The sequence below is a fragment of the Streptomyces sp. NPDC093568 genome (assembly GCF_044764945.1).
In the GTDB taxonomy this organism is placed as follows: domain Bacteria; phylum Actinomycetota; class Actinomycetes; order Streptomycetales; family Streptomycetaceae; genus Streptomyces.
The window spans coordinates 597523-624069 of sequence record NZ_JBIWJD010000002.1; the positions used below are offsets into that span (position 1 = coordinate 597523).

A 26547-nucleotide genomic window follows, 5' to 3' on the forward strand; every position below is an offset into this window, starting at 1 on the left:
CCGTCGATGTCCACGCACACTCTCCGCGCGAAGCGCCGCAGGTCGGCGCTTCGAACGGTGGCCTTCCTGTCACCGTGGCTCATCGGTTTCGGCGTCTTCTTCGCCTATCCGCTGGTGTCCACCGTGTACTTCTCCCTGATGAAGTACGACGGCTTCGGCACACCGGTGTTCCGCGGCCTGGGCAACTGGGCCTACGTCTTCGACGACTACCCGCTGTTCTGGCCGGCGCTGCGCAACACCCTGTGGCTGGTCCTGGTGATGGTGACCTGCCGGGTGGTGTTCGGCCTCGGCATCGGCCTGCTCATCACGAAGATCAAGACCGGCACGGGCGTCTTCCGCACCCTCTTCTATCTGCCCTACCTCGCCCCGCCGGTCGCCGCGACGCTGGCGTTCGTCTTCCTCCTCAACCCCGGTACCGGGCCGGTGAATTCGGTCCTCGACGGTCTCGGCCTGCCGACCCCCGGCTGGTTCACGGACCCCGCCTGGTCCAAGCCGGCCCTCACCGCGCTCGCGCTGTGGGGCGTGGGCGACCTCATGGTCATCTTCATGGCCGCCCTGCTCGACGTGCCGAAGGAGCAGTACGAGGCCGCCGAGCTGGACGGCGCATCGGCCTGGCAGCGGTTCCGGTACGTCACCCTGCCGAACATCTCGCCGATCGTGATGTTCGCCGTGGTCACGGGCGTGATCCAGACGATGCAGTACTACACCCAGCCCCTGGTCGCCGGAAAGGTCGCCTCCGGCATCATCGGCGGCTCCGGCCAGCAGTTCGAGCCCGGCTACCCGGACAAGTCCACGCTCACCCTCCCCCAGCTCGTCTACAACCTCGGCTTCCAGCGCTTCGACTACGGCTCGGCCTGTGTGGTCGCGCTCGTCCTGTTCGCCCTCGCCATGGCGTTCACCGCGCTGCTGATGCGGCGCCGGGGCGGACTGATCCAGGCAGGTGACTGACCATGACCCAAGTGCTGGACAAGCCGGTGCGGGTGGACACCCCGACCGTGGCCGAGCGCACGGCCCGCCGCAAGGCACTCCTGGAATGGATAGCGATCCACTCCCTCGGCATCGCGGCCGCGCTCTTCTTCACCCTGCCGTTCGTGTTCGTCGTCCTGACCTCGCTGATGAGCGACCAGCAGGCCCTCACCCGCGATCTGGTCCCGGACACCTGGGAATGGAGCAACTACACCCAGGTCTTGGACACCCCCGGCTTCCTGACCTGGTGGAAGAACACCCTGATCTACGCGGGTCTGGGCACGGTCCTCACCGTCGTGTCCTCCGTCCCCGTGGCGTACGCGCTCGCCAAGTTCCGCTTCCGCGGCCGCAATCTGACCCTGATGCTGGTCATCTCGATGATGATGCTGCCGCCGCAGGTGGTCATCATCCCGATGTACCTGTTCTGGGCGAAGCAGCTGGACCTCTCGGGCACCCTGTGGCCGCTGATCATCCCGATGGCCTTCGGTGACGCGTTCTCGATCTTCCTGCTGCGCCAGTTCCTGACGACGATCCCGAACGAGTACCTGGACGCGGCGAAGGTGGACGGCTGCGGCGAGCTGCGCACCCTCCTTCGGGTCGTCCTGCCGATGGCGAAGCCGGGCATAGCCGCGGTGGCCCTCTTCCAGTTCTTCTACGCGTGGAACGACTACTTCGGCCCCCAGATCTACGCGTCCGAGAACCCGGGCGCCTGGACCCTGTCCTACGGCCTGGAGTCGTTCAAGGGAGCGCACCACACCGACTGGAACCTCACCATGGCCGCCACCGTGCTGGTCATGGCCCCCGTGATCATCGTGTTCTTCTTCGCCCAGAAGGCGTTCGTCGAGGGCGTCACACTCACCGGAGTAAAGGGTTGAATCTCAAGTGAAACTCACCGTGGTCGGCGGAGGCTCGACCTACACCCCCGAACTCATCGACGGGTTCGCCCGCCTCCGGGACACCCTCCCCATAGAGGAACTGGTCCTGATGGATCCGGCGGCGGACCGACTGGAGCTGATCGGCGCCCTGGCCCGCCGTATCTTCACCCGCCAGGCCCACAACGGCACGATCACCACCACCACGGACCTGGACGAGGCGGTGGACGGCGCCGACGCGGTCCTGCTCCAACTGCGCGTGGGCGGTCAGGCGGCCCGCGAACAGGACGAGACCTGGCCCCTGGAATGCGGCTGCGTCGGCCAGGAGACCACGGGAGCCGGCGGCCTGGCGAAGGCCCTGCGCACGGTCCCGGTGGTCCTGTCCATCGCCGAGCGCGTCCGTCGCGCCAACCCCACCGCCTGGATCATCGACTTCACCAACCCGGTCGGCATCGTGACCCGGGCCCTGCTCCAGGAGGGCCACAGGGCGGTCGGCCTGTGCAACGTGGCGATCGGCTTCCAGCGGAAGTTCGCGACGATGCTCGGCGTGTCCCCGTCCGACGTCCACCTCGACCACGTGGGCCTCAACCACCTCACCTGGGAGACCGGCGTACGGCTGGGTGGCCCCGAGGGAGAGAACGTCCTGCCGAAGCTGCTCACGGAGCACGCCGACACGATCGCCGCGGACCTGCGTCTGCCCCGCACCGTCCTGGACCGTCTGGGCGTGGTCCCCTCCTACTACCTGCGTTACTTCTACGCACATGACGCGGTGGTCCGGGAACTGCGCACCAAGCCCTCCCGCGCCGCCGAAGTGGCCGAAATGGAAGGAAGGCTGCTGGCTCTCTACGCGGACCCCGCCCTCGACGAGAAACCGGAACTCCTCTCCAAGCGGGGCGGCGCGTACTACTCGGAGGCGGCGGTGGACCTGGCGGCCGCGCTGCTGAACGGCGCGGGCAGCCCCTACCAGGTGGTGAACACGTACAACAAGGGCACGCTTCCGTTCCTGCCCGACGACGCGGTGATCGAGGTCCAGGCCGCGGTGGGCCGGCAGGGCCCCGTCCCGCTGCCGGTACCGAGCACGGACCCGCTGTACGCGGGCCTGATGGCCCAGGTGACGGCGTACGAGGACCTCGCCCTGGAGGCGGCCATGCGCGGCGGCCGGGACCGGGTCTTCAAGGCGCTGCTCTCCCACCCCCTCATCGGCCAGTACGAGTACGCGGAACACCTCACCGACCAACTGATCGCACACAACCGGGAGCATCTCGCGTGGGCATGACCGCACGTGTCCTCGCCGTAGACGCGGGCAACAGCAAGACCGACGTGGCGGTCGTGGCCGCCGACGGAACCGTCCTGGCCAGGGCCCGGGGCGGCGGCTTCCGTCCCCCTGCGGTGGGCGTCGGGCAGGCCATGGACACGCTCGCCGAGGCCGTGGAGGAGGCCTTCACGGCGGCGGGCGTGACCTCGGCCGACCACGTCTCGGCGTGCCTGGCGAACGCCGACTTCCCGGTGGAGGAGGAGACCTTGGCGGCCGCGCTGCACGCGCGCGCGTGGGGCACGACCGTCGAGGTCCGCAACGACACCTTCGCGATCCTGCGGGCGGGTGTGACCGAACCCCGTGGAGTGGCCGTGGTCTGCGGGGCCGGCATCAACTGCGTCGGCATGCGCCCCGACGGGCGCACGGCGCGCTTCCCCGCGCTCGGCCGTATCTCCGGTGACTGGGGCGGCGGTTGGGGCCTGGCGGAGGAGGCCATGTGGCACGCGGCCCGGGCCGAGGACGGCCGGGGCGCGCGCACGTCCCTCTCCCGGACCCTGCCCGCGCACTTCGGCCTGCCCACCATGTACGCCCTGATCGAGGCTCTCCACCTGGGGCGTGTCGAGGAGATCCGCCGCCACGAGCTGACCCCGGTCCTCTTCGCCACCGCGGCCGGCGGCGATGCGATCGCCCGTGACATCGTCAGCCGCCTCGCCGAGGAGGTGGTCACGATGGCGACGGTCGCGCTGACCCGCCTGGACCTGCTGGAGGAGGAGACCCCGGTCCTCCTGGGCGGCGGGGTGCTGGCTGCCCGTCATCCCCAACTGACGGACAGGATCGAGGACCTGCTCGCCTCCCGCGCCCCGAAGGCGACCCCGAGCGTGGTCACGGCGAGTCCGGTGCTGGGTGCGGCGCTGCTGGGTCTGGACGCGGTGGGAGCGGGAGAGGAGGTCCAGACGCGGCTGCGCCGGCACTTCGAGCCGTAGGCCGGCCCCCGTCACGGGGCTCCGACGGGCGTTCCGGGACCGCGGGCGGCAACGCGCACGCCCGAACGTGGAACCGAACCGATTCCCCCGGCGTATTCATGGGCAGGGGGTGGTGCGGGGGCGTGTCGCGGTGTGCCGAGACGCTCCCCGTCCGCGCTGCGATCCGATCAAGATCCAGTGAAGGCCGGTGCGGATGTCAGTCCCGGCAGCGATACTTGCCGCGACGGATGACCACGGGGGAGGTCAACAGTGACGCAGACACCGAACAGCAGCGCGGCACCACCATCGGGCGGCTCCAGCGCGCCCACCATGCCGTCCGTGCCTCCCCAGCCCCACCGTTCCGGCGCGATCACCGCCGCCGCGGCCACTCCCCCACCCGGCCCGAGCCCCCGCCGCACCGCCTTCGCGGAGGGCTTCGACCAGCTCCGCGCGGCCGCCACCACCGAACCGGGCCGGCTGCGCATCATCGGCGCCCTCCTCGCCCTCCTCGTCGTCGCCTTCGGTGCCATCGCCGCCTGGCAGATGACCGAGCGGTCGGCCGCCGCCGACGACGTCCTCAACCGCAGCCAGCCCCTCACCTCCGACGCGGCCGACATCTACCGCTCCCTCGCGGACGCCAACACCGCCGCGGCCAGCGGCTACCTCGCCGGCCTCCAGGAGAAGCCCGCCATGCGCGAGGGCTACGAGTCGGACATCCGCACGGCCGCCGCCAAACTCGTCACCGCCGCCGCCAACTCCGACCCGGGCTCCACCTCGGCGAACACCATCGCCGAACTGAGCAGACTGCTTCCGGAGTACAAGGGCCTGGTCGAGACGGCGAGGGCCAACAACCGCCAGGGCTACCCCGTGGGCGGCGCCTACCTGCGCGCGGCGAACGAGATGATGCAGCAGAAGATGCTGCCGGCCGCCCAGAAGCTCCACGAGACGGAGAACCAGCGCCTGCGCGACGACTACGCGGACGCGAAGTCCTTCCCCTGGGCGGCGGCCGGTCTCGGCATCCTCGCCCTGGCCGCCCTCACCTGGGCCCAGCACCGCAACTACCGGCGCACGAACCGGGTCCTGAACCACGGCCTGGTCACCGCGACGGCCGCCTCGACGGTCGTCCTGCTCTGGCTCACCGTGGGCCACGTCATCGCCCGCGCCGGCCTGAACGACTCCTACGACCACGGCGTCCGCTCCCTGAACGTCCTGCACGAGGCCCGCATCGCCTCCCTCACGGCCCGCAGCGACGAGAACCTCACGCTGGTCCGCAGGGGCGCGGACACCAAGACCCTCACCGACGGCACGGTCGTCGACGCCTACGAGTGGGGCTACGACAAGGAGATCGACGACCTCGGCAAGGCGCTGACCCGCGCCGCGGGCCTCGCGGACGACACGGCGGGCAAGAAGCCCGTGCAGGACGCGAACGGCTTCATGAAGGTCTGGAAGGACCGTCACGACGCGGCCCGCGACGACAACGACTCGGGTAACTACCAGGCCGCCCGCGACCGCGTCATCGGCGCCGCGAAGGAGCCGACGAGCGTGTGCTTCGACAACGTCGACAAGGCCCTGGCGACGGCGCTGACCCACGAGCAGAACGAGTTCAGGCAGGCCGCGAGCGACGGCCGTGACTCGCTGACCGGCCTGCCGACGGGCGCCGCGGTCCTCGCGGTCCTGGGCGCGGCCGGCGCGGTCCTCGGCATCGGCCGCAGGCTGTCGGAGTACCGGTGAGAGGGGGCACGACGATGAACGCACACGGCATGACGCCCGGCGAAGGCGGCAGGACGCCGAACGAGCACGGCATCCCGCCCTACGAACACGGCACCCCGCAGTCCGCACACGGCACCACACCCTGGCGCCGGCTGCGAGCCGCCCTGCGCGGCTGGGGCGGCGTCGGCGCGATGGCCGTCGTCTGCGCGCTCACGCTGGCCTTCGCGCTGCTGCTCCCCCTGTCCCAGCGGGACGGCGTCGACAGCGCCCCCGCGGCCCACGGCGTCTCCCAGGGCAACCAGGCCAAGGCCGAGGAGTGCGAGAACCCGCAGGACCAGAGCCTGTCCCCGTCCGGCGGCAGCGGCGCCGCGCCGACCCTCGACGCCATCAAGGACCGCAAGGACCGCCGTCTGATCGTCGGCGTCGACACCAACAGCTACCGCTGGGGCTACCTCGACCCGAACAACCCCTCCGGCGAGCTGGAGGGCTTCGACATCGACCTGGTCCACCGGATCGCGCAGGACATCCTCGGCGACCGGGACGCCGTGCAGTTCAAGGCGATCCCGACCAGCCGCCGTATCGAGGCGATCCAGAAGGGCGAGGTCGACATGGTGGTCCGCACCATGACGATCAACTGCGACCGGATCGAGCAAGTCGCCTTCTCCGCCCCGTACTTCGTCACCGGCCAGCAGGTCCTGGCCGCCAAGACCTCGAAGATCACCGGGTTCGACAAGAGCCTGACCGACAAGAAGGTGTGCTCGGCCGAGGGCTCGACCGCGTACGACAACCTGGAGGAGGGCCGGAAGTCCGGCGACCTCCCCGCCTCCACCGACATCGGCACCACCGTCCCCAACCAGCTCGACTGCCTGGTGAAGTTGCAGCTCGGCGAGGTCGACGCGGTCGTCACCGACGGCGCCCTCGCGGCCAGCCAGGCCGCGCAGGACCCGACCGTCGAACTGAAGGGCGGCCTGTTCACGGACGAGTACTACGGCGTGGCGATGAAGTCGGGCTCGGACGATCTGGTACGCCAGGTCAACCGGACCCTGGAGAACTACGTCAAGGACGGCGGCTGGAAGGCGTCGTACGAGAAGTGGCTGCACCCGACCATGGACCAGGGCGAGAAGAAGTCGGCGTCGGCGACCCCTCCCGAAGCCCGCTACAAGTGACGGACCATCGACTGAGGGCGTTACGACAGCACAGGACAGACCACAACGGACCACTACGCAGCGAGAGGTGATCGATGGGCGTCACGGACCCCGCCGGGCCGGTGATGGACCGGGACGAGGTGGACCGTGCGCTGGCGCGGCTCGGCGCGGAGCACGAGGCGATCGAGACCTCGCTCCTCGCCCTCCAGGACCACGCGGGCCGCAGACTTCTCGAAGGCGCGGAGCTGACCGGCGTCACCAAGGAGCGCTGGTCGGCGGCGGAGGCGTCGATCACCCTGCTGTGGGCGTACTTCGACGCCTACACGGACGCGCTGCGCTCCGCCCGTGACATCCGCGCCCGGCGCCGCTGGTCCAGCCGGGACGACCTGGTGGAGCTGACGGAGCTGCTGCGCGGCGACTCCGTGACCGTCGCCGGCTCGGCGACGGCGATGGCGGGCGCCCCGACCCTCACGGGCGGCCCCGGCAAGCTCAGCGAGCAGTTCTCCCTGGTCACCCTGGTGGACCGGATGAACGAGCTGTACGCGACGAGCCTGGACATGGTCGTCGCAGCCGACGCGGTCTGGTCGGCGCTGCCCGCCCGGATCGATTTACTCGCCGCGGAGCTCCAGCGCACCCGTCAACTCGCCCATTCCGTGGGCGTACGCCCCGGCGAGCACCCGGCGGGCGACGACCTGGAGCGCATCACGCGCACGCTCACCCACCTGCGCGCGCAGGTGGTGTCCGATCCGCTGGCGTACTGGGTTCCCACGCAGGGGAGTTCGGCGCCGGGCGGCGGCAAGCCCGACACCACGGTGTACGACCGCGAGGCGCGCGCCCTGGAGGACGTACGCCGTGAGATCGACGCGGTGCTGACGGTCCGTCAGGATGCCGAGCAGCGCCTGGTCAAGCTGCGTGACGTGCTCTCCCGCGCGGACCGTACGCTCGCCGAGGCCCGCACCGCGCGCGGCGAGGTGCTGGCGAAGATCGCCGCCACCGAGGTGCCGGTCGTCAGCGGCCCGCCGACCGTGCTGCAGGAGCAGCTGGCGACGGCCGCGGAGTACCGCCGACACGCCCAGTGGCACCGCCTCTCCCCGCTCCTTGAGTCGCTGGAGCAGAAGGCGGAGGACGAACTGCTGCGCGCCCGCGAGTCGTTGACCGCGGTCACCGCGCCGCTCGCGGTCCGCGCCGAGCTGCGCGGCCGCCTCGACGCGTACAAGGCGAAGGTCGCCCGGCACGGCCTCGCGGAGGACCCGTTCCTCGTCGAGCGCTACGACGCGGCCCGCCGCATGCTGTGGAGCGCGCCCTGCGACCTGCGCGTCGCCGAGCAGGCGGTCCTGCGCTACCAGCACGCGGCGGCGGAACTGCTCGGCGGCGGCCGGGTGCCGGGTCCGCGCGGGCCCGAGGATCGCGGGGGAGCATGAGGGACAGGGGGGAGTCGTCGTCATGAGTCAGGCACAGCAGAGCTGTCAGCGGCCGGACTGCGGCGGGACGTACGAGGACATGGGCGGCGGTGAGCTGTACTGCGACACCTGCGGTCTCGCTCCGGTCGTCTCGGCGTCCGGCATGGTCGGCTCGCCGCCCACCGGGGTGACGGGCGGCGGCAAGGGGGCACGCGGTTCGGCGGGCAGCGACAGCTCCCGCTCCAGCAGCCGCGGCAGTTCGCGTACGTCGTCGCAGTCGTCGAAGTCCCGGCGCTCGGTGTCGGGACGGCTGTCGCGCTCACTGTCGGGCCGTTCCACGGGCCGCTCGGTGTCGGTGCGCAGCTCCGGCTCCACGGCCGGCTCCAGCGGCCGCGGCCGGCTCGGCGTCGGCCTGGTCCAGGTCCCGGACGTGCCGCGGCCCGATCCGCGGGCGATGGTGCTGGAGAACCCGGAGGTGCCCGAGCGCAAGCGGTTCTGCTCGCGTTCGGACTGCGGCGCTCCGGTCGGCCGCTCCCGCGGGGAGCGTCCGGGCCGTACGGAGGGCTTCTGCACGAAGTGCGGGCACCCGTACTCCTTCGTCCCGAAGCTGAAGTCGGGCGACATCGTGCACGGCCAGTACGAGGTCGCGGGCTGTCTCGCGCACGGCGGCCTCGGCTGGGTCTACCTCGCCGTGGACCGCGCGGTCTCGGACCGCTGGGTGGTGCTCAAGGGCCTGCTCGACACCGGCGACCAGGACGCGATGGCGGCGGCGATCTCCGAGCGGCGCTTCCTCGCGGAGATCGAGCACGCCAACATCGTGCGGATCTACAACTTCGTCGAGCACCTCGACCAGCGCACCGGCTCCCTCGACGGCTACATCGTCATGGAGTACGTCGGCGGCAAGTCGCTGAAGGAGATCGCCAACGCCCGCCGCACGGAGACGGGCCGGCGCGACCCGCTGCCCGTCGAGCAGGCGTGCGCGTACGGCATCGAGGCCCTGGAGGCGCTCGGCCATCTGCACACCCGCAACCTGCTGTACTGCGACTTCAAGGTCGACAACGCCATCCAGACCGAGGACCAGCTCAAGCTGATCGACATGGGCGCGGTGCGCAGGATGGACGACGACGAGTCGGCCATCTACGGCACGGTGGGCTACCAGGCGCCGGAGGTCGCGGACGTCGGCCCGTCGGTCGCCTCCGACCTCTACACGGTCGCCCGCACCCTGGCCGTGCTGACCTTCGACTTCCAGGGCTACACGAACGTCTACGCCGACTCGCTGCCCGACCCCGACAACATCGAGGTCTTCCGCCAGTACGAGTCCTTCTACCGCCTGCTGGTGCGCGCCACCGACCCGGACCCGGCCCGCCGCTTCGCCTCCGCCCAGGAGATGTCGGAGCAGCTCACGGGCGTGCTGCGCGAGGTCGTGTCCTTGCAGACGGGACGGGCGAGGCCGTCGCTGTCGACGCTGTTCGGGCCCGAAGTGCGGGTGACGGACACGGAGTTGTTCCCGAAGCTGAACGGGGAGGTCTCCCGGCTGGGGGCGCGCGTGGCGCCCGCCGGGAAGAAGCTCGCCCTCACCGGCTCCCCCGCGCCCGAGGCGGGGGCGGGCATCGTCAGGCCCGTCGGCGCCCCGGCCGCCGCTCTCGCCCTGCCGGTCCCCCGTGTCGACCCCGCGGACCCCAACGCCGGTTTCCTCGCGGGGCTGATGACCACCGCGCCGGCCGAGCTGCTCGGCGCGCTGGCCGCCGCGCCCGCGTCGTCGACCGAGACACGGCTGCGGCAGGTGCGGGCCTGGCTGGAGAACGGCGACACGGCCACCGCGCACGAGACGCTGCTGAAGCTGGAGGACGAGCGGCCGGACGACTGGCGGGTCGTCTGGTACCGGGGCGTGGCCGCGCTGGTCACCGGCGACCAGGAGGGCGCCGCGCTCTCCTTCGACGCGATCTACGATGCCTTCCCCGGCGAACCCGCCCCCAAGCTGGCCCTCGGCCTGTGCGCGGAGGTGCTGGGCCAGCTGGACAACGCCGCCGAGTACTACCGCCTCGTGTGGTCGACCGACCCGAGCTATGTCAGCGCCGCCTTCGGTCTGGCCCGGGTCCAGCTGGCGACCGGCGACCGCCGCAGCGCCGTGGCGACCCTGGAGTCGGTGCCGGAGAGCTCCATCCACTACACGGCCGCACGCGTGGCGGCCGTCCGGGCCCGGCTGCGTCAACGCACGGCGGTCGCCGGCGACGTACCGTTCCTGGACGACCTGACCGCCGCCGCGGGGCAGGTGGAGGCGCTGGAGGCGTACGGCCTGGACCCGGCGCGCAGGGAGCAGTTGTCGGCGGAGGTCCTCGGCTGCGCGCTGGACTGGGTACTCTCCGGGGGCCAGGGTTCCGCCCCTCCCCCGAGCTCTCAGCCAGGTTCGAGCAGGGAGGGCGCCCATGCCGCCGGAGGACGGACGCTGCTCGGCAGCGGCCTGGACGAGCGGGGACTGCGCTTCGGTCTGGAGCGTTCGTACCGCATGCTGGCCCGGCTCGCCCGGGGCGGCGAGGAGAGGATCGACCTGGTGGAACGTGCCAACCGTTACCGCCCCCGGACGTGGGTGTAGTTGATGTCGCAGATGCCCCAGTTGTCCGCCTGCCCGAGCTGCGAATGGCCGCTCGAGTCGGGTGACCGTTTCTGCGGTGCGTGTGGATACGACCTGTCCGCCGTGCCCGTACGGCCGGACGACCACCCCACCATCGCCCTGAACGGCACGACCCCGCCCCCCGCGGCCGGCGCGCCCGGCATGGACTGGCCCGTCGCGCCCGACGGCTCCGGCATCCCGGCGCCCGCGCGGCTGCCCGCGGACCCGCCCCCGCCGCCGCAGGCACCCCCGCCCCCGCCCGCACCGGCAGCCGGCCCCGGCCTTCCGGACGGCTACCCGGCCCCGGGCGGCCAGGCCGGACCCGCCGGTCCGCAGCAGCCGTCGGCCCCGGCGGGACCCACCGTGCCCGCACCGGCCGGCTCGCCCGTCTCCCCGGCCTCCGGCGTGCGGTTCGACCGGCCGCCGGAGCCCGAGGAGTACCCGCTGCAGGCGCCCGACCCGCGGATCGCCGCCGAGGTGCCGACCCCGCCCGAGGGCATCAAGGTGTGCGTGGCCTGCCGCGCGGGCCGCGTCGACCACGACGGGTACTGCGAGAACTGCGGGCACGCCCAGCCGCGCGAGCGCGACCACATGGAGCAGGACGCCGGCCCGGTCGCCGCCGTCAGCGACCGCGGCCTGCGCCACCACCGCAACGAGGACGCGTTCGCCGTCAACTGCACCGCGCTGCCGGACGGCCGTCCCGCGGTCCTGGCGATCGTCTGCGACGGCGTCTCCTCGGCGACCCGCCCGGACGACGCCTCGATGGCCGCGTCCCGGGCCGCGAGCGAGTCACTGCTGGCCGCCCTGCCGCGCGGCACGCATCCGCAGCAGGCCATGCACGACGCGATCATCGCCGCCTCGAACGCGGTCAACGCGCTCGCCGCCGAGCCGGCCACGGCCCGCGAGCACGCCCCGCACCAGAACGCGCCGGCGTGCACCTTCGTCGGCGCCGTGGTCACCGCCGGCCTGCTGGTCGTCGGCTGGGTCGGGGACAGCCGCGCCTACTGGGTGCCGGTGGACCGCGGCACTCCGCCGGCCCGGCTCACCGAGGACGACTCCTGGGCCGCACAGATGGTCGCCGCGGGCCTGATGAACGAGGCCGAGGCGTACGCCGACGAGCGCGCCCACGCCATCACGGGCTGGCTCGGCGCGGACGCCTACGAACTGGAGCCGCACACCGCTTCCTTCAAGCCGGACCGGCCGGGTGTAGTGGTGGTGTGCACGGACGGGCTGTGGAACTACGCGGAGGCGGCCGAGGACATGGCCGACGTCGTGCCCCTCGACGCCGCCGCGCGCCCCCTGCACAGCGCCCAGGTGCTCGTCGGACACGCGCTCGACGGCGGGGGCCACGACAACGTAACAGTGGCCGTCCTGCCGTTCCCGGCGCCGCCGATGGGGGCAGGATCGGCCTGAGGCCAACTGCGGGGACGGCCTCATCGGACCGGAGGGGACCGGTCCGTCGACAGCCATGGCCCCATCACGGGGTTCTTTAGGGGGATTTGAGAACGTATGGCCAACTTCTCGAAATCAAGCGCGCCGCAGTTCTCGGTGGACGTGTACCAGAACGAGTACCTGCCGGAGGGCGGCCGCGAGGTCAACGCGATCGTCACGGTCACCGCGACCGGCGGCGGCACGATCGGCAGCGCGGTCGCCGCGCCCCATCTGTACGCACCGGGGCAGGGCCCGTCGGCGGCCGTGGCGATCATGGTCGACTGCTCGGGCTCGATGGACTACCCGCCGACCAAGATGCGCAACGCCCGCGACGCCACGGCCGCCGCGGTCGACACCCTGCGCGACGGAGTGCACTTCGCGGTGATCGGCGGCACACACGTGGCCAAGGAGGTGTATCCGGGCGGCGGCCGCCTCGCCGTGGCCGACGCCACTACCCGCGACCAGGCCAAACAGGCGCTGCGCAGGCTCAGCGCGGGCGGCGGTACGGCCATCGGCACCTGGCTGCGGCTCGCGGACCGGCTGCTGTCCTCGGCGGACGTCGCCATCCGGCACGGCATCCTGCTCACCGACGGCCGCAACGAACACGAGTCGCCGCAGGACCTCAAGGCCGCGCTCGACTCCTGCGCCGGACGTTTCACCTGTGACGCCCGTGGCGTGGGCACCGACTGGGAAGTGAAAGAAGTCACAGCGATCGCCTCCGCACTGCTCGGCAGCGCCGACATCGTCGCCGATCCGGCCGGCCTGGCCGCCGACTTCACGCAGATGATGGAGACGGCGATGGGCAAGGAGGTCGCGGACGTCGCCCTGCGGCTGTGGACGCCGGTCGGCACGGCCATCAAGTTCGTCAAGCAGGTCGCGCCGACGGTCGAGGACCTGACCGACCGGCGCACCGAGGCCGGCCCGCGCGCCGGTGACTATCCCACCGGTTCCTGGGGCGACGAGTCCCGCGACTACCACGTTTGCGTCGAGGTTCCCGCCGCGGAGATCGGCCGGGAGATGCTCGCGGCCCGGGTCTCGCTGGTCGTCCCGCAACCCGACGGCACCGCGGGGACCTTGGGCGCGCAGGGGCTCGTACGGGCCGTATGGACCGACGACATGGTCGCCTCGACGTCGATCAACCCTCAGGTCGCCCACTACACCGGCCAGGCCGAACTGGCACAAGCCATTCAACAAGGGCTCGATCTTCGCAAAGCCGGAGATATGGATGGAGCAACGGCCAAACTGGGCCGGGCCGTTCAGCTCGCCAGTGCCTCCGGAAACGCGGATACGGCGAAACTCCTTGCGAAGGTGGTGGACGTGGTCGATGCCGCGACGGGTACTGTGCGACTGAAGGCGAAGGTCGCGGAGGCCGACGAGATGACTCTCGAGACACGGTCCACAAAGACTGTTCGTGTAAAGAAGTGACCTAGCAGGACCTGTAGCAGGACTACAAAAGATCGAGCCTGACCCCTTGGGGTTGGAGAAATCCGGTCGGAAACGACCGGAAAAGGAGAGGGGGAAGCGCCGACATGCCGACCTGCCCGAACGGACACCAGTCGGGTTCCGACGACTGGTGCGAGGTCTGCGGTCACCGCATGGCCGGTGCCGTACCCCCGCCCCCTCCGCCGCCGCCCCCGCCCGGCGGTGGCTACGGCTTCCCGCCCCCCGGTGGCCCGGCTCCCGGTGGCCCGTTCGGCGGCCCGAACGCCGGTCAGCCGGGCGGTCCCCCGCACCCTTCCGCCGTACCGGAGCCGGAGCTCTGCCCGCAGTGCCGCACGCCCCGTGAGGGCGGTGCGCCGTTCTGCGAGGAGTGCCGGTGGAACTTCCTGACCAACACGGCGACGTCGTACACCCCCGCCGCACCGCGCCCGCCGGCGCCGGGCGGCCCGGGGCTGCCGTCGCACTTCCAGCAGCAGTCGGGTCCCCCGCCGTCGTTCGGCGGCGGTGACTCGTACGAGTACCAGGGCTCGCGCCCGTCCCAGGTGAACCGGCCGGCGGAACCGATTCCGCCGTTCGGCGCCGATCCGACGGGTCGGGGAGGCCAGGGTGGTCCCGGCGGTCCCGGTGGGCCTGGCGGCCCCGGTCAGGGTCCCGGTGGACATGGCGGGCCCGGTGGCATGGGCGGACCTGGTCAGGGTCCCGGCGGCCCCGGCGGCTTCGGTGCGGGCCCCGGCGGTCCGGGCAACACCAACCCCGGTGGTCCCGGTGGCCCCGGCGGCCCCGGTCAGGGCTTCGGCGGCGACCCCTCGCGTTCGGTTCCGCCTCCGCCCGGCCCGACCCCGCACGGCGGCCCCGGTGGTCCGGGTGCTCCTGGCGGCCCGGGTGCGACCGGCGGTGCCCCGCAGGCGTTCCAGCCGGCCGGCCCCGGTCCGGGTGCCCCGCCGGCCCCGCCCGGGTTCGGGCAGGAGCCGCCCCGTCCGCAGCCGGGCGGCCCGTCCTTCGGCGGCGGTGACGACGACTGGGTGATCTCCCCGCCGTCGTCGGGTCCCGGTGGCCCGGGCGCCCCCGCTCAGGGCGGCTACGGCTATCCGCAGCCCGGCGCGACCCAGGCCCCGCCGCCTCCCGGCCCCGGCTACCCGCAGCAGCACGCCGGCCCGGCCACCTGGCTGGCGACCATCGGCCCGGACCGCGACTACTTCATGGCGATGATGCAGCGCTCCGGCCCCGAGGCCGCGGGCCTGAACCTGCCCGCGTACTCGCCCGAGCAGCAGCGCACGCTCACCGGCAACCAGGTCACCATCGGCCGCCGCCGGCACTCCACCGGCGACACCCCCGACATCGACCTGTCGGTGCCGCCGGAGGACCCGGGCGTCTCGCACCAGCACGCGGTCCTGGTCCAGCAGCCGGACGGCACCTGGGCGGTCGTCGACCAGAACTCGACGAACGGCACCACGGTGAACAACTCCGAGGAGCCGATCCAGCCGTTCGTGCCGGTGCCGCTGCAGGACGGCGACCGGGTGCACGTCGGGGCGTGGACGACGATCACGATCCGGCGCGGCTAGGGCCTGTCGTTTGGATCAGGCCGGCTGTGAGGTGCGGCGCCTTTCAACCGACCCGAGCGGGGTCTGGTGCGTGCAGCTGCAAGGCGGAGGAGGGAGTCGACGCGGAGCGTCGGCGAGTGACGACAACGCCGCAGATGGGCGTGCCAGACCCCGCGACGCCGGCATGATCCAAACGACAGGCCCTGGTTCTCGATCCCGGGAGGGGTCGGACGTACGGCGGGACCTGCCCGTACGTACGGCCCCTCGCGGTGTTTCAGCCCGGCAGCGACCACGCGTACGGCCCGTCGGGGTCGTCCAGCCACGCCCACTCGTGTTCGCCGCGCACGGTGATCCCGTACCGCTCCCGCTGCGGCCGCCCCTCGTGCTCCCACAGCGTGTAGGCGTCCTGCGGGTCGAGGCTGCCGCGGGTCAGGGCGAGCAGGAAGCGGAACAGTTCGTGTTCCCTGGCCCGGCGCGGCAGCCCGCCCAGGTGCGGGGGGTCCGCCCCGTGCGGGATGCCTCCGCGCAGCGGCACGAAGTACGCGGGCGTGTGCAGGAAGCGTCCCTCGGCGTGCTCGGCGTCCCGGACGACGAGGGCGAGCAGGCCGGTGGCGAGCGGGGTCAGGACGCGGGCGCCGGGGCGGCACTGGGCGAGCCAGGCGCGCGGGATCGAGGTCAGGGTGCAGGTCGCGATGACGCGGTCGAAGGGGGCGCGCTCGGGCACACCGCGGGCGCCGTCGCCGGTGACGACGGCCGGGTGGTACCCGGCGGCGGCCAGATGCCGGCGCGCCGACTCGGTGATCTCGGGCTCCAGATCGATGGTGGTGACGAGATCGTCGTCGCCGAGCCGGTGGGCGAGCAGGGCGGCGTTGTAGCCGGTGCCCGCGCCGATCTCCAGGACCCGGTCGCCGTCCGCCACCTCCAGCGCGGCGAGCATCATCGCCATCAGGGACGGCTGGCTGCTGGAGGACAGCAGCTCGCCGTCGCGCAGCCGGGTGGCCAGCGGGGTGTCGTCGTAGGCGCCGCGCACCCAGCGCTCGCGCGCGGCCGGGTCGGGGCTCTGTCCCCAGCGGCGTTCGTATCCGCCCACGACGCCGACGTAGTAGTACGGCACGAACAGATGCCGGGGCACGGCGGCGAAGGCGGCCCGCCACACGGGGTCGCCGGCCCACGCCCCGCTCGCCTCGATCCGGCGCACCAGCTCGGCCCGCGCCGAGGCGGCGAGGTCTTCCAGGTCCCTGTCGAGAGCGTGCGCGCTCATACGTCCACTGTCCTGCGCGACGCGAGAGGAGGCGAGCGCCTCGCCGGACGATCCGGAACGCGTCACTCGGGGTGCGGGTGGGCTGGTCCTAAGCCTGGAGTCCTCGGTCGCCGCGTCTGAGACCATGGGGGGTGTGAATGAGATTCGGCGCGGCACGCTTCAGGAGCAGACCTTCTACGAGCAGGTCGGCGGGGAGGAGACCTTCCGCCGCCTCGTCCACCGCTTCTACCAGGGTGTCGCCGAGGACCCGCTGCTGAAGCCCATGTACCCGGAGGAGGACCTGGGCCCGGCCGAGGAGCGCCTGACCCTCTTCCTGATCCAGTACTGGGGCGGCCCGACCACGTACAGCGAGAACCGCGGCCACCCGCGCCTGCGGATGCGCCACGCCCCCTTCACCGTCGACCGCGCGGCGCACGACGCCTGGCTGAAGCACATGCGCGACGCGGTGGACGAGCTCGGCCTCTCCGAGGAGCACGAGCGGACGCTGTGGAGCTACCTCACGTACGCGGCGGCGTCGATGGTGAACACGGCGGGCTGAGCCCCCGGGCACGGAACGACGTACGGGCGGTGCGCGCCGCGACGGCCGCCGGTGTGACGGCGGCCGTGGCCGTCAGCGGACGCTGACGTCGAGCGCGCCGAGTCCCCCACGCCGTACCGCGATCGACCCGTAGGGCGTGCGCAGCCGCAGCCACGCGCCCGACGAGAGCAGCGCCAACTCGCCGGTGGCGCGCAGGAATCCGAGCGACTGGGCCGCGTGCACGGCCCGTACCGGCAGATGGGTGTCGCCGACGGTCCGGGACCAGATCTCCCGCCCGAGCCGGTCGAGTTCGGTGCGGGTACGCCGTTCCTCCGCCAACTCCTGTGTGCGCGAGCGGAATTCCGCGACCCCCGCGCCCACCATGGCCCGCAGGGCGTCGGGCGCGGGTAGCCCCGGCACCGGCCGCCAGCCGCCGCGCGGCGGGAGCACCCCGGCCCACGGCGGGCCGGTCACGGCGTCCGGCACGGCGGCGGTGGCCGCCGTCTCGTCGACGGACTCCAGGAGCTCTCCGGCAGACACGGTCACGTCGAGCGTGACGTCGAGCCCGTTCTCGTACGGCTTCGCCAGCCGCACCGCGCGGATCGCCAGCACCTCGAAGGACGGCGGCCGCCCGAAGACGGCGAGTGCGGTGCCGGCCGCCTGGAGGCGCACCGCGGCCCCACGGTCGTAGTGGAGCAGCCGGGAGAGGAAGGCCGCGAGATCCGCCGCCTCCCCCTCGTCGGCGAGGTGGAGGACCGTCATGCGGCGACGGCCTCCTCCTCGTCGGCTCCGTCGGCCACGTCGTCCATGTACTCCCGGAGGAACTCCTTCTCCTCCGCGGTGATCCGGCGCGGCCGTTCCGCCTCGAAGTCGAACGGCACGACCACGGTCGAGGCCCGGACATAGACGAGGTCGTCGTCCTTCACCTCGTAGGTGATGGTGAAGGACGCGGCCCTGATCTCACTGACCCACAGCTCGATGTCCACCGGGTGGTGCCGGTGGACGAGCTGCCGCTTGTAGTCGATCTCGTGGCGCGCCACCACGGACCCCTGCTTGAAGTCCTTCTCAGGACGGAACAGGAAGTCGATACGGGCTTCCTCCAGGTAGCGGAGGAAGACCACGTTGTTGACGTGGCCGTACGCGTCCATGTCCGCCCAGCGCAGCGGGCAGCGGTAGATGTGGCGCAAGATCGATCAGCCCCGGGTCAGCTTCTTGTAGGTGGCGCGGTGCGGGCGGGCGGCGTCCGGGCCGAGCCGCTCGATCTTGTTCTTCTCGTACGACTCGAAGTTGCCCTCGAACCAGAACCACTTGGACTCGCCCTCGTAGGCGAGGATGTGCGTGGCGACCCGGTCCAGGAACCACCGGTCGTGGGAGACGACCACGGCGCAGCCCGGGAAGTCGAGCAGGGCGTTCTCCAGCGAGGAGAGCGTCTCGACGTCGAGGTCGTTGGTCGGCTCGTCGAGGAGCAGCAGGTTGCCGCCCTGCTTGAGGGTGAGCGCGAGGTTCAGGCGGTTGCGCTCACCGCCGGAGAGGACGCCGGCCGGCTTCTGCTGGTCGGGGCCCTTGAAGCCGAAGGCGGACACGTAGGCGCGGCTCGGCATCTCGACCTGACCCACGTTGATGTAGTCGAGCTCGTCGCTGACCACGGCCCACAGGGTCTTCTTCGGGTCGATGTTCTCGCGGCTCTGGTCGACGTACGAGATCTTGACGGTCTCGCCGACCTTGATGGAGCCGGAGTCCGGGGTCTCGAGACCCTGGATCATCTTGAAGAGGGTCGTCTTGCCGGCACCGTTGGGGCCGATGACGCCGACGATGCCGTTACGGGGCAGCGTGAAGGAGAGGTCGTCGATCAGGACCTTCTCGCCGAAGGCCTTGTTGAGGTTGTTGACCTCGACGACGATGCTGCCGAGTCGCGGGCCCGGCGGGATCTGGATCTCCTCGAAGTCCAGCTTCCGCATCTTCTCGGCCTCGGCGGCCATCTCCTCGTAGCGAGCGAGACGGGCCTTGGACTTGGCCTGCCGCCCCTTGGCGTTGGACCGAACCCATTCGAGCTCTTCCTTCAGACGCTTCGCACGCTTGGCGTCCTTCTGCCCCTCGACCTTCAGACGGGTCTGCTTGGTCTCGAGGTACGTGGAGTAGTTGCCCTCGTAGGGGTACGCCCGCCCGCGGTCGAGCTCGAGGATCCACTCGGCGACGTTGTCGAGGAAGTACCGGTCGTGGGTGATGGCCACGACGGTGCCCGCGTACTTGGCGAGGTGCTGCTCCAGCCAGTTCACGGACTCGGCGTCGAGGTGGTTGGTGGGCTCGTCGAGCAGCAGCAGGTCGGGCGCTTCCAGCAGCAGCTTGCACAGCGCGACGCGGCGCTTCTCACCACCGGAGAGGTTGACCACGGGCCAGTCGCCGGGCGGGCAGCCCAGCGCGTCCATGGCCTGCTCGAGCTGGGCGTCGAGGTCCCAGGCGTTGGCGTGGTCGAGGTCCTCCTGCAGCTTGCCCATCTCGTCGAGGAGCGCGTCGGAGTAGTCGGTGGCCATCAGCTCGGCGATCTCGTTGAACCGGTCGAGCTTGCCCTTGACCTCGGCGACACCCTCCTGGACGTTCTCCAGGACGGTCTTCTCGTCGTTCAGCTTGGGCTCCTGCATCAGGATCCCGACGCTGTAACCGGGCGACAGGAACGCGTCACCGTTCGACGGCTGCTCGAGGCCCGCCATGATCTTCAGAACGGTCGACTTACCGGCACCGTTCGGGCCGACGACGCCGATCTTCGCTCCGGGGAGGAAGTTCAGGGTGACGTCGTCGAGGATCACCTTGTCGCCGTGCGCCTTGCGCGCCTTGCGCATGGTGTAAATGAACTCAGCCAAGAGAAACCGTCCGGCAGCTTGAAATCAGGCAGTGGGCAGATACACCCCATCTTGCCCGACCGCTACCCCTGGGGGGAAACGCGTATGAGTGGGGGGCTGTGACCTGGGGTTTCGCTGCTGGCGACTGTCCCTCGACGGTCATCGCCGGTCGCCGTCGGGTGGCCTCGGGGCACCTCGGACGGCCCAGGGCGACCCACGGACGGCCCACGGACGGCCCAGCCGGGCATGTCAGCTGAGAACACCTCCGTTGTCAGCGCGTACGTATACGGTGCGCCCACCATCGAGGGCAGCGCTCTGGGGAGGGGCTTTGGGCGCCAAGACGGGATTGCTGGTGTACGCCGACGGCGACGTGCCGGAGCTGCTGCGTCGAGTGGGGGCGGCGGAGCTTGATCGGACGGCCGCCATGATGCGGCGGCTCTATCCGACCTGCGAGATCGAGCAGTGCGAGGGCTCGAATCTCTGGGACGGCGTGTACCCCCCGAAGGGGATGGCGTACGCAGCCAGCTGGCCGGGCGTGGATGTCATCGGCGATCAAAGGGCGATGATCGACGCCCCATCCGAGCTCCCGGAACAGCTCGTGGCCGCAAGCGTCGGCCGACGGCTCGTCCTGCACGCCATGCACAGCGTCGTCGACTGGCTCGCGTTCGCCGTGTGGGAGGACGGACGTCTCGTCCGCTCCCTGAGCCTGTCCCCGGACAGCGGCATCATCGAGAACATCGGCGAGCCGCTCCCCTTCGAACTGCCCTACTGGGCGGGAGACCGCCCGGCGGACATCGTCCCCTGGCCCGGCGAGGAAGAAGAACCGTAGTCCTCCTGGACGCCGGATGGACATCAAGGCCCTGCGCCTCTACCTCGGCCACAGCGACCGGGATTCACGCTCCGCATGTACACACACCTCTTGCCGTCCAGCGAAGCCCGAACCCGAAACGCCCCTCATGTTGTGACTGGGGATGCTGGACGGAAAGCCGTGCTCCTCTGCGACTCCGCTGAGGCCTCGTGACAGATCCTTGACGTCACGGTTCTCGCCCGGCGCGTCGTCCGGACATATCCATACTTTTCCGATTAACCTCTCGTAACTGTACGAAGTCGATCTCGCACAGATCGCACTCACTTCACTCCATCGGAGATGACATGCACAAGCTTCAGAAGGCTGCAGTCGTGGTCGTCGCCCTTGGCAGCGTCGGCCTGCTGAGCACCGGCACGGCGACCGCCCAGGGCCTCGACGGGCACGGCGGCAAGGGCGGAGACAAGGTCAGCGTGCTGCAGAGCTCCAACTGCAAGTCGCACGACCTGAACCTCGACGTCCTCGGCCAGGTCGGCATCCTCAACGGCGCGCTCGGCAGCGCGCTCAACGGCGAGGGTGACCCGGGCGCGCAGGCCACCCACCTCGGTTCGACCATGGGCTGCGACAACAGCGCCTTCTGAACCCCGCCTCAGAACGGGGATTTCTGACCACGTCTCACGCCCTCCCGGTGTGAGACGTGGGGCGGTGCGGAGCGGTGCGCCCCAGGCGTGACCTACCGGTGGAGTACGGGCCGTGACGGGCGGCCCCTGGGTTGTTCCGCCGAAGACAGCGCACCGAGACCTGCCAAGCCGCACCGGCGCCCCGGAAGTCAGGGCCCGATCCGCTCTCGTGGATCGGGCCCTGACCGATGTTCTGACGGAAACCGGCGCCGAAGGTGCGCCCCTGTTCCCGGCTACCGCTGCTGCGCCGCCGCTTCCCTCTTGCGTACGACCACCAGCGCCGCGCCGCCGATCACGACCAGGCCGATGGCGATGCCCGCGATCAGGGGGGTCATGCTGGAGCCGCCGGTCGCGGCGAGGTTGGTGTCGTCGACCGTGCCGACCGTCGCCGGGCTCGGCTCGCCGACGGTCTGGGTGATGGTGCCCGCCTGGTCGGCCTCGCCGGCCTGTGTCATGCAGTCGAGTACTCCGGCGAACCGCTTCTCGAATCCGCCGGGCCCCTCGATGGTGAAGTCGTAGGCCTGGTCCTCCTGGAGCGGGACGGTCACCGTGCGCGACTCGCCCGCCGGGATGCTGTACTCGATCCCGAGCAGTTCGAAGGTGAAGGGCGCGTCGCCCTCGTTGGCGGCGGTGATGTCGACACCGCCCTTGTCGCAGTTCTCCACGGCGGACAGCGCGGGTATCGCCCCGGTCTCCGCCCAGCTCGCGCTCGCCGTCGCCGAGACCGTCGACTCGCTGGAGCCGGCCAGGATCTGCGTCTGGCTGCGGCTCTCGGCGGCGAAGGCACGGCCCACCGGCACGGTCGTCGAGGCCTGCACGGTCAGTTCGGCCTGGCCGTCCGCGGCGTCCTCGGGCACGTCGAAGAACACCTGCCCGCCGTCCGCGGCGGTCGTGACGGGCGCGCCGTCCTGGTCCACGATCCGCACCCCGCTGGTGGCGGCGTCCGCGGGCGGCGTCAGCGTCACGCTCTCCGCGTTGGTGTGCACCGTCACCGGCCCGAGCCGCTCACCGGCGTGGCCGGAGACCGCGGGCGGGTCGAGCGTCAGCGACGCCTGCGGCTCGGCGACGTTCTGGGCGCTCTTCTCCAGGTGGTCCGCGAGCTTCTCCGCCTGCGGGCCGACGGCGTCGACCTCGACGTTGTCCGAGTAGCGCCAGATCGCCACCTGGGTGCCGGCCGCAGCGTCCTGCTCCGTGAGGCCGCCCTTGACGCCGGCCTTCGCGGCGAGCGCCGCGAGGTCGTTGACCTGCGGGTAGGAGTTCTCAAGAATCCAGCGGATCTTGCCCGCGTTCTTGTTGGCGCCCAGCGAGGTCCCGCTCCAGGGCGTCTCGTGGTACCTGGCGTCGCGCTGGGTCGGGTTGTGGATGTCGACGCAGTACGTCTGGAGCATCCCGCCCCCGTCGACGGACATCTCGAAGAGGCCGGCCGAGATCTCCTGGTCGCCGGCGTCGGAGTGGACGACCGCGGCGCCGTACGTCTTCAGGCCGCCTATGGTGGCGGTCGCTCCGCCGTGGCTCGGCGCTGCCGCGTCGGCAGCCGGCGCGGCCGCGGCCGTGCCGGCGCCTGCCAGCACCGTGGCGGCGACGAGCCCGGACGCCAGGGTCGCGGCGGCGAGACGTGCCGCCCCTCGCCCGCGTGCCGACAGCGCTGAGAACGCAGCAAACACAGAATTCCCCTTCGAGCAGGACCCGTTGACGTGGGGGGACGGTCCCACCAGCAGATTCTTCAAGTGCCAGGAGCCCTCAAGAGCCCCGAGAGCCATGCCCGGCATCCTAGGGAGGCGGCACAGCACGCTTCCCCGTGATCCCGTCGCAGGGCCGATCCGACTCGGAATCGTTATCGCCAAGATCCCTTACGAGCAGGGCTTATCGACAAATCCACCGGGGTCGTTCGGTACGCATTCGTCGATAAGCCGCAGTTCGGTCAGGCCGTGTGAGTGACTGACGTCACGTCACCATCGCTGGTTCCTGGGCCGGTTGGCGATCGGCGTCGGCGGGTGGCGTCTCCCAGTCGGGCTCGGGGCCCGGCTGCGCGGGTGCGGTCGCGGCGGCCATCGCGTCCGGCCTCGGAGCACGCCGGAAGGCCGCTGTGCCGCGCGCCAGATCGTGGCCGATCGCCAGCGCGTCGATGTCCGCCGAGGTCCAGTTCTGCCCCTCCCGTACGTCCGTGCGCACCTTGAGCCGGCCCTGCACCACGACGGGATCGCCCACGTTCAGCGAGGCTGCGGCGTTGGTGGCGAGCTGGCGATTGGCCCAGACCGTGAAGAAGTTGGTGTGGCCGTCGGTCCACTCGTTCTTCCCCCGGTCCAGATAGCGCGAGGTCACCGCCAGCCGGAAACGGGCGGACGGTCCCGTCGGCAGTTCCCGGTACACCGGCTGGGTCGCCACATTCCCCACCGCGCAGATGATCGTCTCGTTCATCACGAACCCCTCCCTCGCCCGGCACGGCTCCGGCCGGGCGGAATCACGTACGGGCCCGTCCCGTACGGCTGCACGTACGGGCCCGTCCCGTACGGCTGCGTCCGACATGACGGCCGCACCCCGGACACCTCCGGGTGTGCCGCCGTCACGCGGTCGACCACGTCCGTCGTGATCGCCGCGAAGCCAGACTGCCTCCGTCGAGCCGAGCCCGCAGAGCCCTGTGGATCAGCGCCCGCCTGTGGACAACTCCGCCACCCGCACGGGTGACCGAAACGCCCAGCCGGCGCGTCACCTCACCTCCCTGTCGCCCCCACCCCCATCACCCGGCCGTACTGCTCCCGAACCTCCCGGTACCGCAGCAGTTCGGCCGCCACCGGATCGAGGACCCGGGCCCGTCCGCACCCGGCGGCCGCCTCTCTGAGCCGTCGTTCCGCCTCGGTGCCGTACCGTCGCGCCGGCCCCCGTGCGGCCATCCGGCAGCTCCATTCGACGAGCGGACCGCCGACGATGCCGGCCGTCATCAGCAGCACGGGCATGCCCAGGTTGGGTTCCATGACGCCGACGATCTGCCCCACCAGCCAGAGCCCGCCGAGGATCTGAAGAATCGTCATGGCGGCCTGCACCAGCACGGCCGCCGGCCACCAGCCCGGCCGTGGCGGCCGTCCCGGCGGCAGCCCGGCCCGCGCGGCCAGCTCGTCCAGCGCCTCGGGCAGCCCCTGCGCGCCCCGTACGGCCGCCTCCCGCACCGCCTGCGCCCACGGCGTGGGCAGCCCGGCCGACGCTCGGTCGGCGACCGTACGCACCGCCTGCTCGACGCGCTGGCGCGCGGTGGCCTCCTCGTCCGTCTGGGTCCGCGGGGACAGGCGTCCCGTCGGCGGTTCGCTCCGGTCCTGGTACCAGCGCCACAGCCGCAGCCAAGGCGTCCCGCACGCGCGGTTGGCGTTGCGCAGCCAGGCCCGTTCGGCGGCCTCGCCCGCGGCGGTGGCGCCGATGGCGTCCGCGAGCTTGGCGGAGAACTCGTCCCGCGCCTCCTCGCTGAGCCCGGGTCGCCGCCGCGCCGCGTACACGGGCCGCAGCCCGAGCCCCGCGGAGTCCACGTCCGCCGAGATCCGGCGCGCGGCCGCCCCGCGTTCCGCCACGAACTCGCCGAGCGCCTCGCGCAGTTCGCCGACGCCGTCCCCGGTGAGCGCGGACAGCGCCAGCACCGCGGCACCCGGTTCACCGTGCTCGCCCAGGGCGATGCCGTCCTCGTCGAGCAGCCGCCGCAGGTCGTCGAGGACCTGGTCGGTGGCCTCCCCGGGCAGCCGGTCGATCTGGTTGAGGACGATGAACATGACCTCGGCGTGCCCGGCCATGGGCCGCAGATAGCGCTCGTGCAGGACCGCGTCGGCGTACTTCTCCGGGTCGACGACCCAGATGACCGCGTCGACGAGTGCCAGCACCCGGTCCACCTGCTCGCGGTGCTGCACGGCCGCGGAGTCGTGGTCGGGCAGGTCCACCAGGACGAGCCCGCGCAGCTGCCCGTCGGCGGCCGCGTTCTGTGCGGGACGCCTGCGCAGCCGGGGCGGGATGCCGAGCCGGTCGATGAGGCCGGCCGCGCCGTCGCTCCAACTGCACGCGAGGGGCGAGGCGGTCGTCGGGCGTCGTACGCCCGTCTCCGAGATGGTGACGCCCGCGAGCGCGTTGAACAGCTGCGACTTGCCGCTGCCCGTGGCGCCCGCGATGGCGACGACGGTGTGCTGCCCGGAGAGCCTGCGCCGCGCCGAGGCCTCGTCGAGCACCCGGCCCGCCTCGGCGAGCGTCTTGCCGTCGAGCCGCGTGCGCGAGAGCCCGACCAGTTCCCGCAACGCGTCGAGCCGCGACCGCAGCGCTCCGTCGTACGCGAGCGGGGCCGCCGTCTGGGGTGCCGTGGAGGCTCTGGGCTCCACGAGGGCGGGTTGCTCGGCGGGGGCGCTCTCGCTCACGCGCCGGGCGATCAGGCCGTCGTCCCAGGGGGTTGCGGGGTCTGTCGGGTCGGGAGCGGGGTCGGTTTGGGGGGGCTTGTGGGAGGGGGCCTTGTGGGAAGGGGCCTTGCTGGAGGGGCCTTTCCGCGTGGGGGACTCTGCGCGGGAAGGGGTCTCTGTGCGCGAGGGGGATTCCGTACGGGGAGTGGATTCCGTACGGGAGGAGGGGGCCGTATGACGGGCCGGGGTGCTCGCCTTGCTGGACGTGCTCGACTGGCTCGGCCTCTCGGCGACGCCCGCCCTCTCGGTCCGCTCAGCCCGCGCAGCCCTCTGGGTCCTCTCAGGGGCTTCATTACGACCGCTGGATTCGGGAGTCGTGTCGCGGACGCCGGGGTCGGGCACGGTCACGCGCGGGGATCGTGTGCCGTTGTCACCCTGACGGCTGTCGCCCGAGTCGGGGGTGTCCGCGCGCCGGGGCGGGGCGTCGGCCTCCACGCGCGCGTGGCCGTCGATCGATCTGCTGTCCCACTTGGCCAGCTTCTTCCAGAGCTTGCGCTTGTCCGGCTCGTCGGCGGCCACGGAGTCCTCGCTCTCGCCCGGCTGGTCACCGGGCGCGCGGCTGTCGGCCGAAGGGAGGCCGTTCACGGCGCCCTCCACAGGGGTGTCGTTCACGCGATCGTCGTCCTTGGTGACGCGGTCCTCCTGCTGCTGGTCGGCGTGTTCGGTGTGGTCATGGTCAGTGACGGCGGTCAC

At 71.7% G+C, this 26547-nt stretch carries 21 protein-coding genes and 1 pseudogene; 15 read left to right on the forward strand and 7 right to left on the reverse strand.

Annotated elements, in window-relative coordinates; genetic code table 11:
- Nucleotides 1–6 precede the first annotated feature (6 nt).
- From ACIRD7_RS12160 to ACIRD7_RS12210, 11 genes are all read left to right on the forward strand, one after another.
- Nucleotides 7–948, forward strand: coding sequence for a carbohydrate ABC transporter permease (locus ACIRD7_RS12160; protein ID WP_403452632.1), 942 nt, complete (start codon nucleotides 7–9; stop codon nucleotides 946–948).
- A 2-nt stretch (nucleotides 949–950) separates the two neighbouring features.
- A complete protein-coding gene (locus tag ACIRD7_RS12165) occupies nucleotides 951–1841 on the forward strand; it encodes a carbohydrate ABC transporter permease (protein ID WP_403452634.1) in 891 nt (296 codons plus the stop codon).
- A gap of 7 nt (nucleotides 1842–1848) precedes the next feature.
- Nucleotides 1849–3114 (forward strand): 6-phospho-beta-glucosidase, encoded by a 1266-nt coding sequence (locus ACIRD7_RS12170; RefSeq protein WP_403452635.1) that lies wholly within the window; start codon nucleotides 1849–1851, stop codon nucleotides 3112–3114.
- On the forward strand, nucleotides 3111–4076 hold the full coding sequence (locus ACIRD7_RS12175; RefSeq protein WP_403452637.1) for an N-acetylglucosamine kinase: 966 nt from the start codon (nucleotides 3111–3113) through the stop codon (nucleotides 4074–4076). The genes ACIRD7_RS12170 and ACIRD7_RS12175 overlap by 4 nt, the downstream gene beginning before the upstream one ends.
- 249 nt (nucleotides 4077–4325) lie before the next feature.
- Nucleotides 4326–5786 carry a hypothetical protein gene (locus ACIRD7_RS12180; protein ID WP_403452639.1) on the forward strand — a complete coding sequence of 487 codons (1461 nt, stop codon included), beginning with the start codon at nucleotides 4326–4328 and terminating at the stop codon, nucleotides 5784–5786.
- Between the two features lie 170 nt (nucleotides 5787–5956).
- Nucleotides 5957–6931: a glutamate ABC transporter substrate-binding protein gene (locus ACIRD7_RS12185; protein WP_403453071.1), complete on the forward strand. Its 975-nt coding sequence runs from the start codon at nucleotides 5957–5959 to the stop codon at nucleotides 6929–6931.
- A 74-nt stretch (nucleotides 6932–7005) separates the two neighbouring features.
- Entirely contained in the window at nucleotides 7006–8331 is a 1326-nt protein-coding gene (locus tag ACIRD7_RS12190; RefSeq protein WP_403452640.1) for a hypothetical protein, read from the forward strand.
- A gap of 22 nt (nucleotides 8332–8353) precedes the next feature.
- Complete coding sequence (locus tag ACIRD7_RS12195) at nucleotides 8354–10903, forward strand: tetratricopeptide repeat protein (RefSeq protein WP_403452642.1); 2550 nt, start codon at nucleotides 8354–8356, stop codon at nucleotides 10901–10903.
- Between the two features lie 3 nt (nucleotides 10904–10906).
- A complete protein-coding gene (locus ACIRD7_RS12200) occupies nucleotides 10907–12334 on the forward strand; it encodes a protein phosphatase 2C domain-containing protein (protein WP_403452643.1) in 1428 nt (475 codons plus the stop codon).
- A gap of 96 nt (nucleotides 12335–12430) precedes the next feature.
- Entirely contained in the window at nucleotides 12431–13777 is a 1347-nt protein-coding gene (locus tag ACIRD7_RS12205; RefSeq protein ID WP_403452645.1) for a VWA domain-containing protein, read from the forward strand.
- Between the two features lie 104 nt (nucleotides 13778–13881).
- Complete coding sequence (locus tag ACIRD7_RS12210; RefSeq protein ID WP_403452647.1) at nucleotides 13882–15354, forward strand: FHA domain-containing protein; 1473 nt, start codon at nucleotides 13882–13884, stop codon at nucleotides 15352–15354.
- A 253-nt stretch (nucleotides 15355–15607) separates the two neighbouring features.
- Here the strand turns inward: ACIRD7_RS12210 and ACIRD7_RS12215 are convergent, their stop codons facing one another.
- On the reverse strand, nucleotides 15608–16594 hold the full coding sequence (locus tag ACIRD7_RS12215; protein WP_403452649.1) for a methyltransferase domain-containing protein: 987 nt from the start codon (nucleotides 16592–16594) through the stop codon (nucleotides 15608–15610).
- Between the two features lie 124 nt (nucleotides 16595–16718).
- On the opposite strand from ACIRD7_RS12215, the gene ACIRD7_RS12220 reads away from it, so the two are divergent.
- A complete protein-coding gene (locus ACIRD7_RS12220; RefSeq protein WP_403452651.1) occupies nucleotides 16719–17132 on the forward strand; it encodes a globin in 414 nt (137 codons plus the stop codon).
- A 72-nt stretch (nucleotides 17133–17204) separates the two neighbouring features.
- Here ACIRD7_RS12220 and ACIRD7_RS12225 read toward each other — a convergent pair whose 3' ends face one another.
- Genes ACIRD7_RS12225 through ettA form a run of 3 tightly spaced genes read right to left on the reverse strand, consistent with a single transcriptional unit; the run spans nucleotide 17205 to nucleotide 19969 of the window.
- Nucleotides 17205–17873, reverse strand: coding sequence for a hypothetical protein (locus tag ACIRD7_RS12225; protein WP_403452652.1), 669 nt, complete (start codon nucleotides 17871–17873; stop codon nucleotides 17205–17207).
- Nucleotides 17870–18298 carry an acyl-CoA thioesterase gene (locus ACIRD7_RS12230; protein ID WP_403452654.1) on the reverse strand — a complete coding sequence of 143 codons (429 nt, stop codon included), beginning with the start codon at nucleotides 18296–18298 and terminating at the stop codon, nucleotides 17870–17872. The genes ACIRD7_RS12225 and ACIRD7_RS12230 overlap by 4 nt, the downstream gene beginning before the upstream one ends.
- 6 nt (nucleotides 18299–18304) lie before the next feature.
- On the reverse strand, nucleotides 18305–19969 hold the full coding sequence (ettA, locus tag ACIRD7_RS12235) for an energy-dependent translational throttle protein EttA (RefSeq protein WP_403452656.1): 1665 nt from the start codon (nucleotides 19967–19969) through the stop codon (nucleotides 18305–18307).
- Between the two features lie 307 nt (nucleotides 19970–20276).
- Here ettA and ACIRD7_RS12240 point away from each other — a divergent pair, with 307 nt between their 5' ends.
- From ACIRD7_RS12240 to ACIRD7_RS12250, 3 genes and pseudogenes are all read left to right on the forward strand, one after another.
- Complete coding sequence (locus tag ACIRD7_RS12240) at nucleotides 20277–20777, forward strand: DUF6928 family protein (RefSeq protein ID WP_403452658.1); 501 nt, start codon at nucleotides 20277–20279, stop codon at nucleotides 20775–20777.
- Nucleotides 20777–20969, forward strand: a pseudogene (locus ACIRD7_RS12245) (hypothetical protein); the annotation flags it as partial. The gene ACIRD7_RS12240 and the pseudogene ACIRD7_RS12245, both read left to right, overlap by 1 nt.
- Before the next feature lie 131 nt (nucleotides 20970–21100).
- A complete protein-coding gene (locus ACIRD7_RS12250; protein ID WP_403452659.1) occupies nucleotides 21101–21394 on the forward strand; it encodes a hypothetical protein in 294 nt (97 codons plus the stop codon).
- Nucleotides 21395–21666: 272 nt separating this feature from the next.
- On the opposite strand, the gene ACIRD7_RS12255 is transcribed toward ACIRD7_RS12250, so the two are convergent.
- The 3 genes from ACIRD7_RS12255 to ACIRD7_RS12265 form a co-directional block, all read right to left on the reverse strand.
- Entirely contained in the window at nucleotides 21667–23097 is a 1431-nt protein-coding gene (locus tag ACIRD7_RS12255; RefSeq protein ID WP_403452661.1) for a Cys-Gln thioester bond-forming surface protein, read from the reverse strand.
- Nucleotides 23098–23377: 280 nt separating this feature from the next.
- Complete coding sequence (locus ACIRD7_RS12260) at nucleotides 23378–23851, reverse strand: single-stranded DNA-binding protein (RefSeq protein ID WP_403452663.1); 474 nt, start codon at nucleotides 23849–23851, stop codon at nucleotides 23378–23380.
- A 293-nt stretch (nucleotides 23852–24144) separates the two neighbouring features.
- A complete protein-coding gene (locus ACIRD7_RS12265) occupies nucleotides 24145–26547 on the reverse strand; it encodes a GTPase (protein ID WP_403452664.1) in 2403 nt (800 codons plus the stop codon).

Excerpts from the sequence above, each read along its gene's own strand:
- ACIRD7_RS12175 (WP_403452637.1), top strand. The coding sequence starts at position 3,111 with ATGACCGCACGTGTCCTCGCCGTAGACGCGGGCAACAGCAAGACCGAC.
- ACIRD7_RS12185 (WP_403453071.1), top strand. The coding sequence starts at position 5,957 with ATGGCCGTCGTCTGCGCGCTCACGCTGGCCTTCGCGCTGCTGCTCCCC.
- ACIRD7_RS12215 (WP_403452649.1), bottom strand. The coding sequence starts at position 16,594 with ATGAGCGCGCACGCTCTCGACAGGGACCTGGAAGACCTCGCCGCCTCG.
- ACIRD7_RS12225 (WP_403452652.1), bottom strand. The coding sequence starts at position 17,873 with ATGACGGTCCTCCACCTCGCCGACGAGGGGGAGGCGGCGGATCTCGCG.
- ACIRD7_RS12200 (WP_403452643.1), top strand. The coding sequence starts at position 10,907 with ATGTCGCAGATGCCCCAGTTGTCCGCCTGCCCGAGCTGCGAATGGCCG.
- ACIRD7_RS12165 (WP_403452634.1), top strand. The coding sequence starts at position 951 with ATGACCCAAGTGCTGGACAAGCCGGTGCGGGTGGACACCCCGACCGTG.
- ACIRD7_RS12205 (WP_403452645.1), top strand. The coding sequence starts at position 12,431 with ATGGCCAACTTCTCGAAATCAAGCGCGCCGCAGTTCTCGGTGGACGTG.
- ACIRD7_RS12190 (WP_403452640.1), top strand. The coding sequence starts at position 7,006 with ATGGGCGTCACGGACCCCGCCGGGCCGGTGATGGACCGGGACGAGGTG.
- ACIRD7_RS12250 (WP_403452659.1), top strand. The coding sequence starts at position 21,101 with ATGCACAAGCTTCAGAAGGCTGCAGTCGTGGTCGTCGCCCTTGGCAGC.
- ACIRD7_RS12160 (WP_403452632.1), top strand. The coding sequence starts at position 7 with ATGTCCACGCACACTCTCCGCGCGAAGCGCCGCAGGTCGGCGCTTCGA.
- ACIRD7_RS12220 (WP_403452651.1), top strand. The coding sequence starts at position 16,719 with ATGGGGGGTGTGAATGAGATTCGGCGCGGCACGCTTCAGGAGCAGACC.
- ACIRD7_RS12210 (WP_403452647.1), top strand. The coding sequence starts at position 13,882 with ATGCCGACCTGCCCGAACGGACACCAGTCGGGTTCCGACGACTGGTGC.
- ACIRD7_RS12260 (WP_403452663.1), bottom strand. The coding sequence starts at position 23,851 with ATGAACGAGACGATCATCTGCGCGGTGGGGAATGTGGCGACCCAGCCG.
- ACIRD7_RS12195 (WP_403452642.1), top strand. The coding sequence starts at position 8,354 with ATGAGTCAGGCACAGCAGAGCTGTCAGCGGCCGGACTGCGGCGGGACG.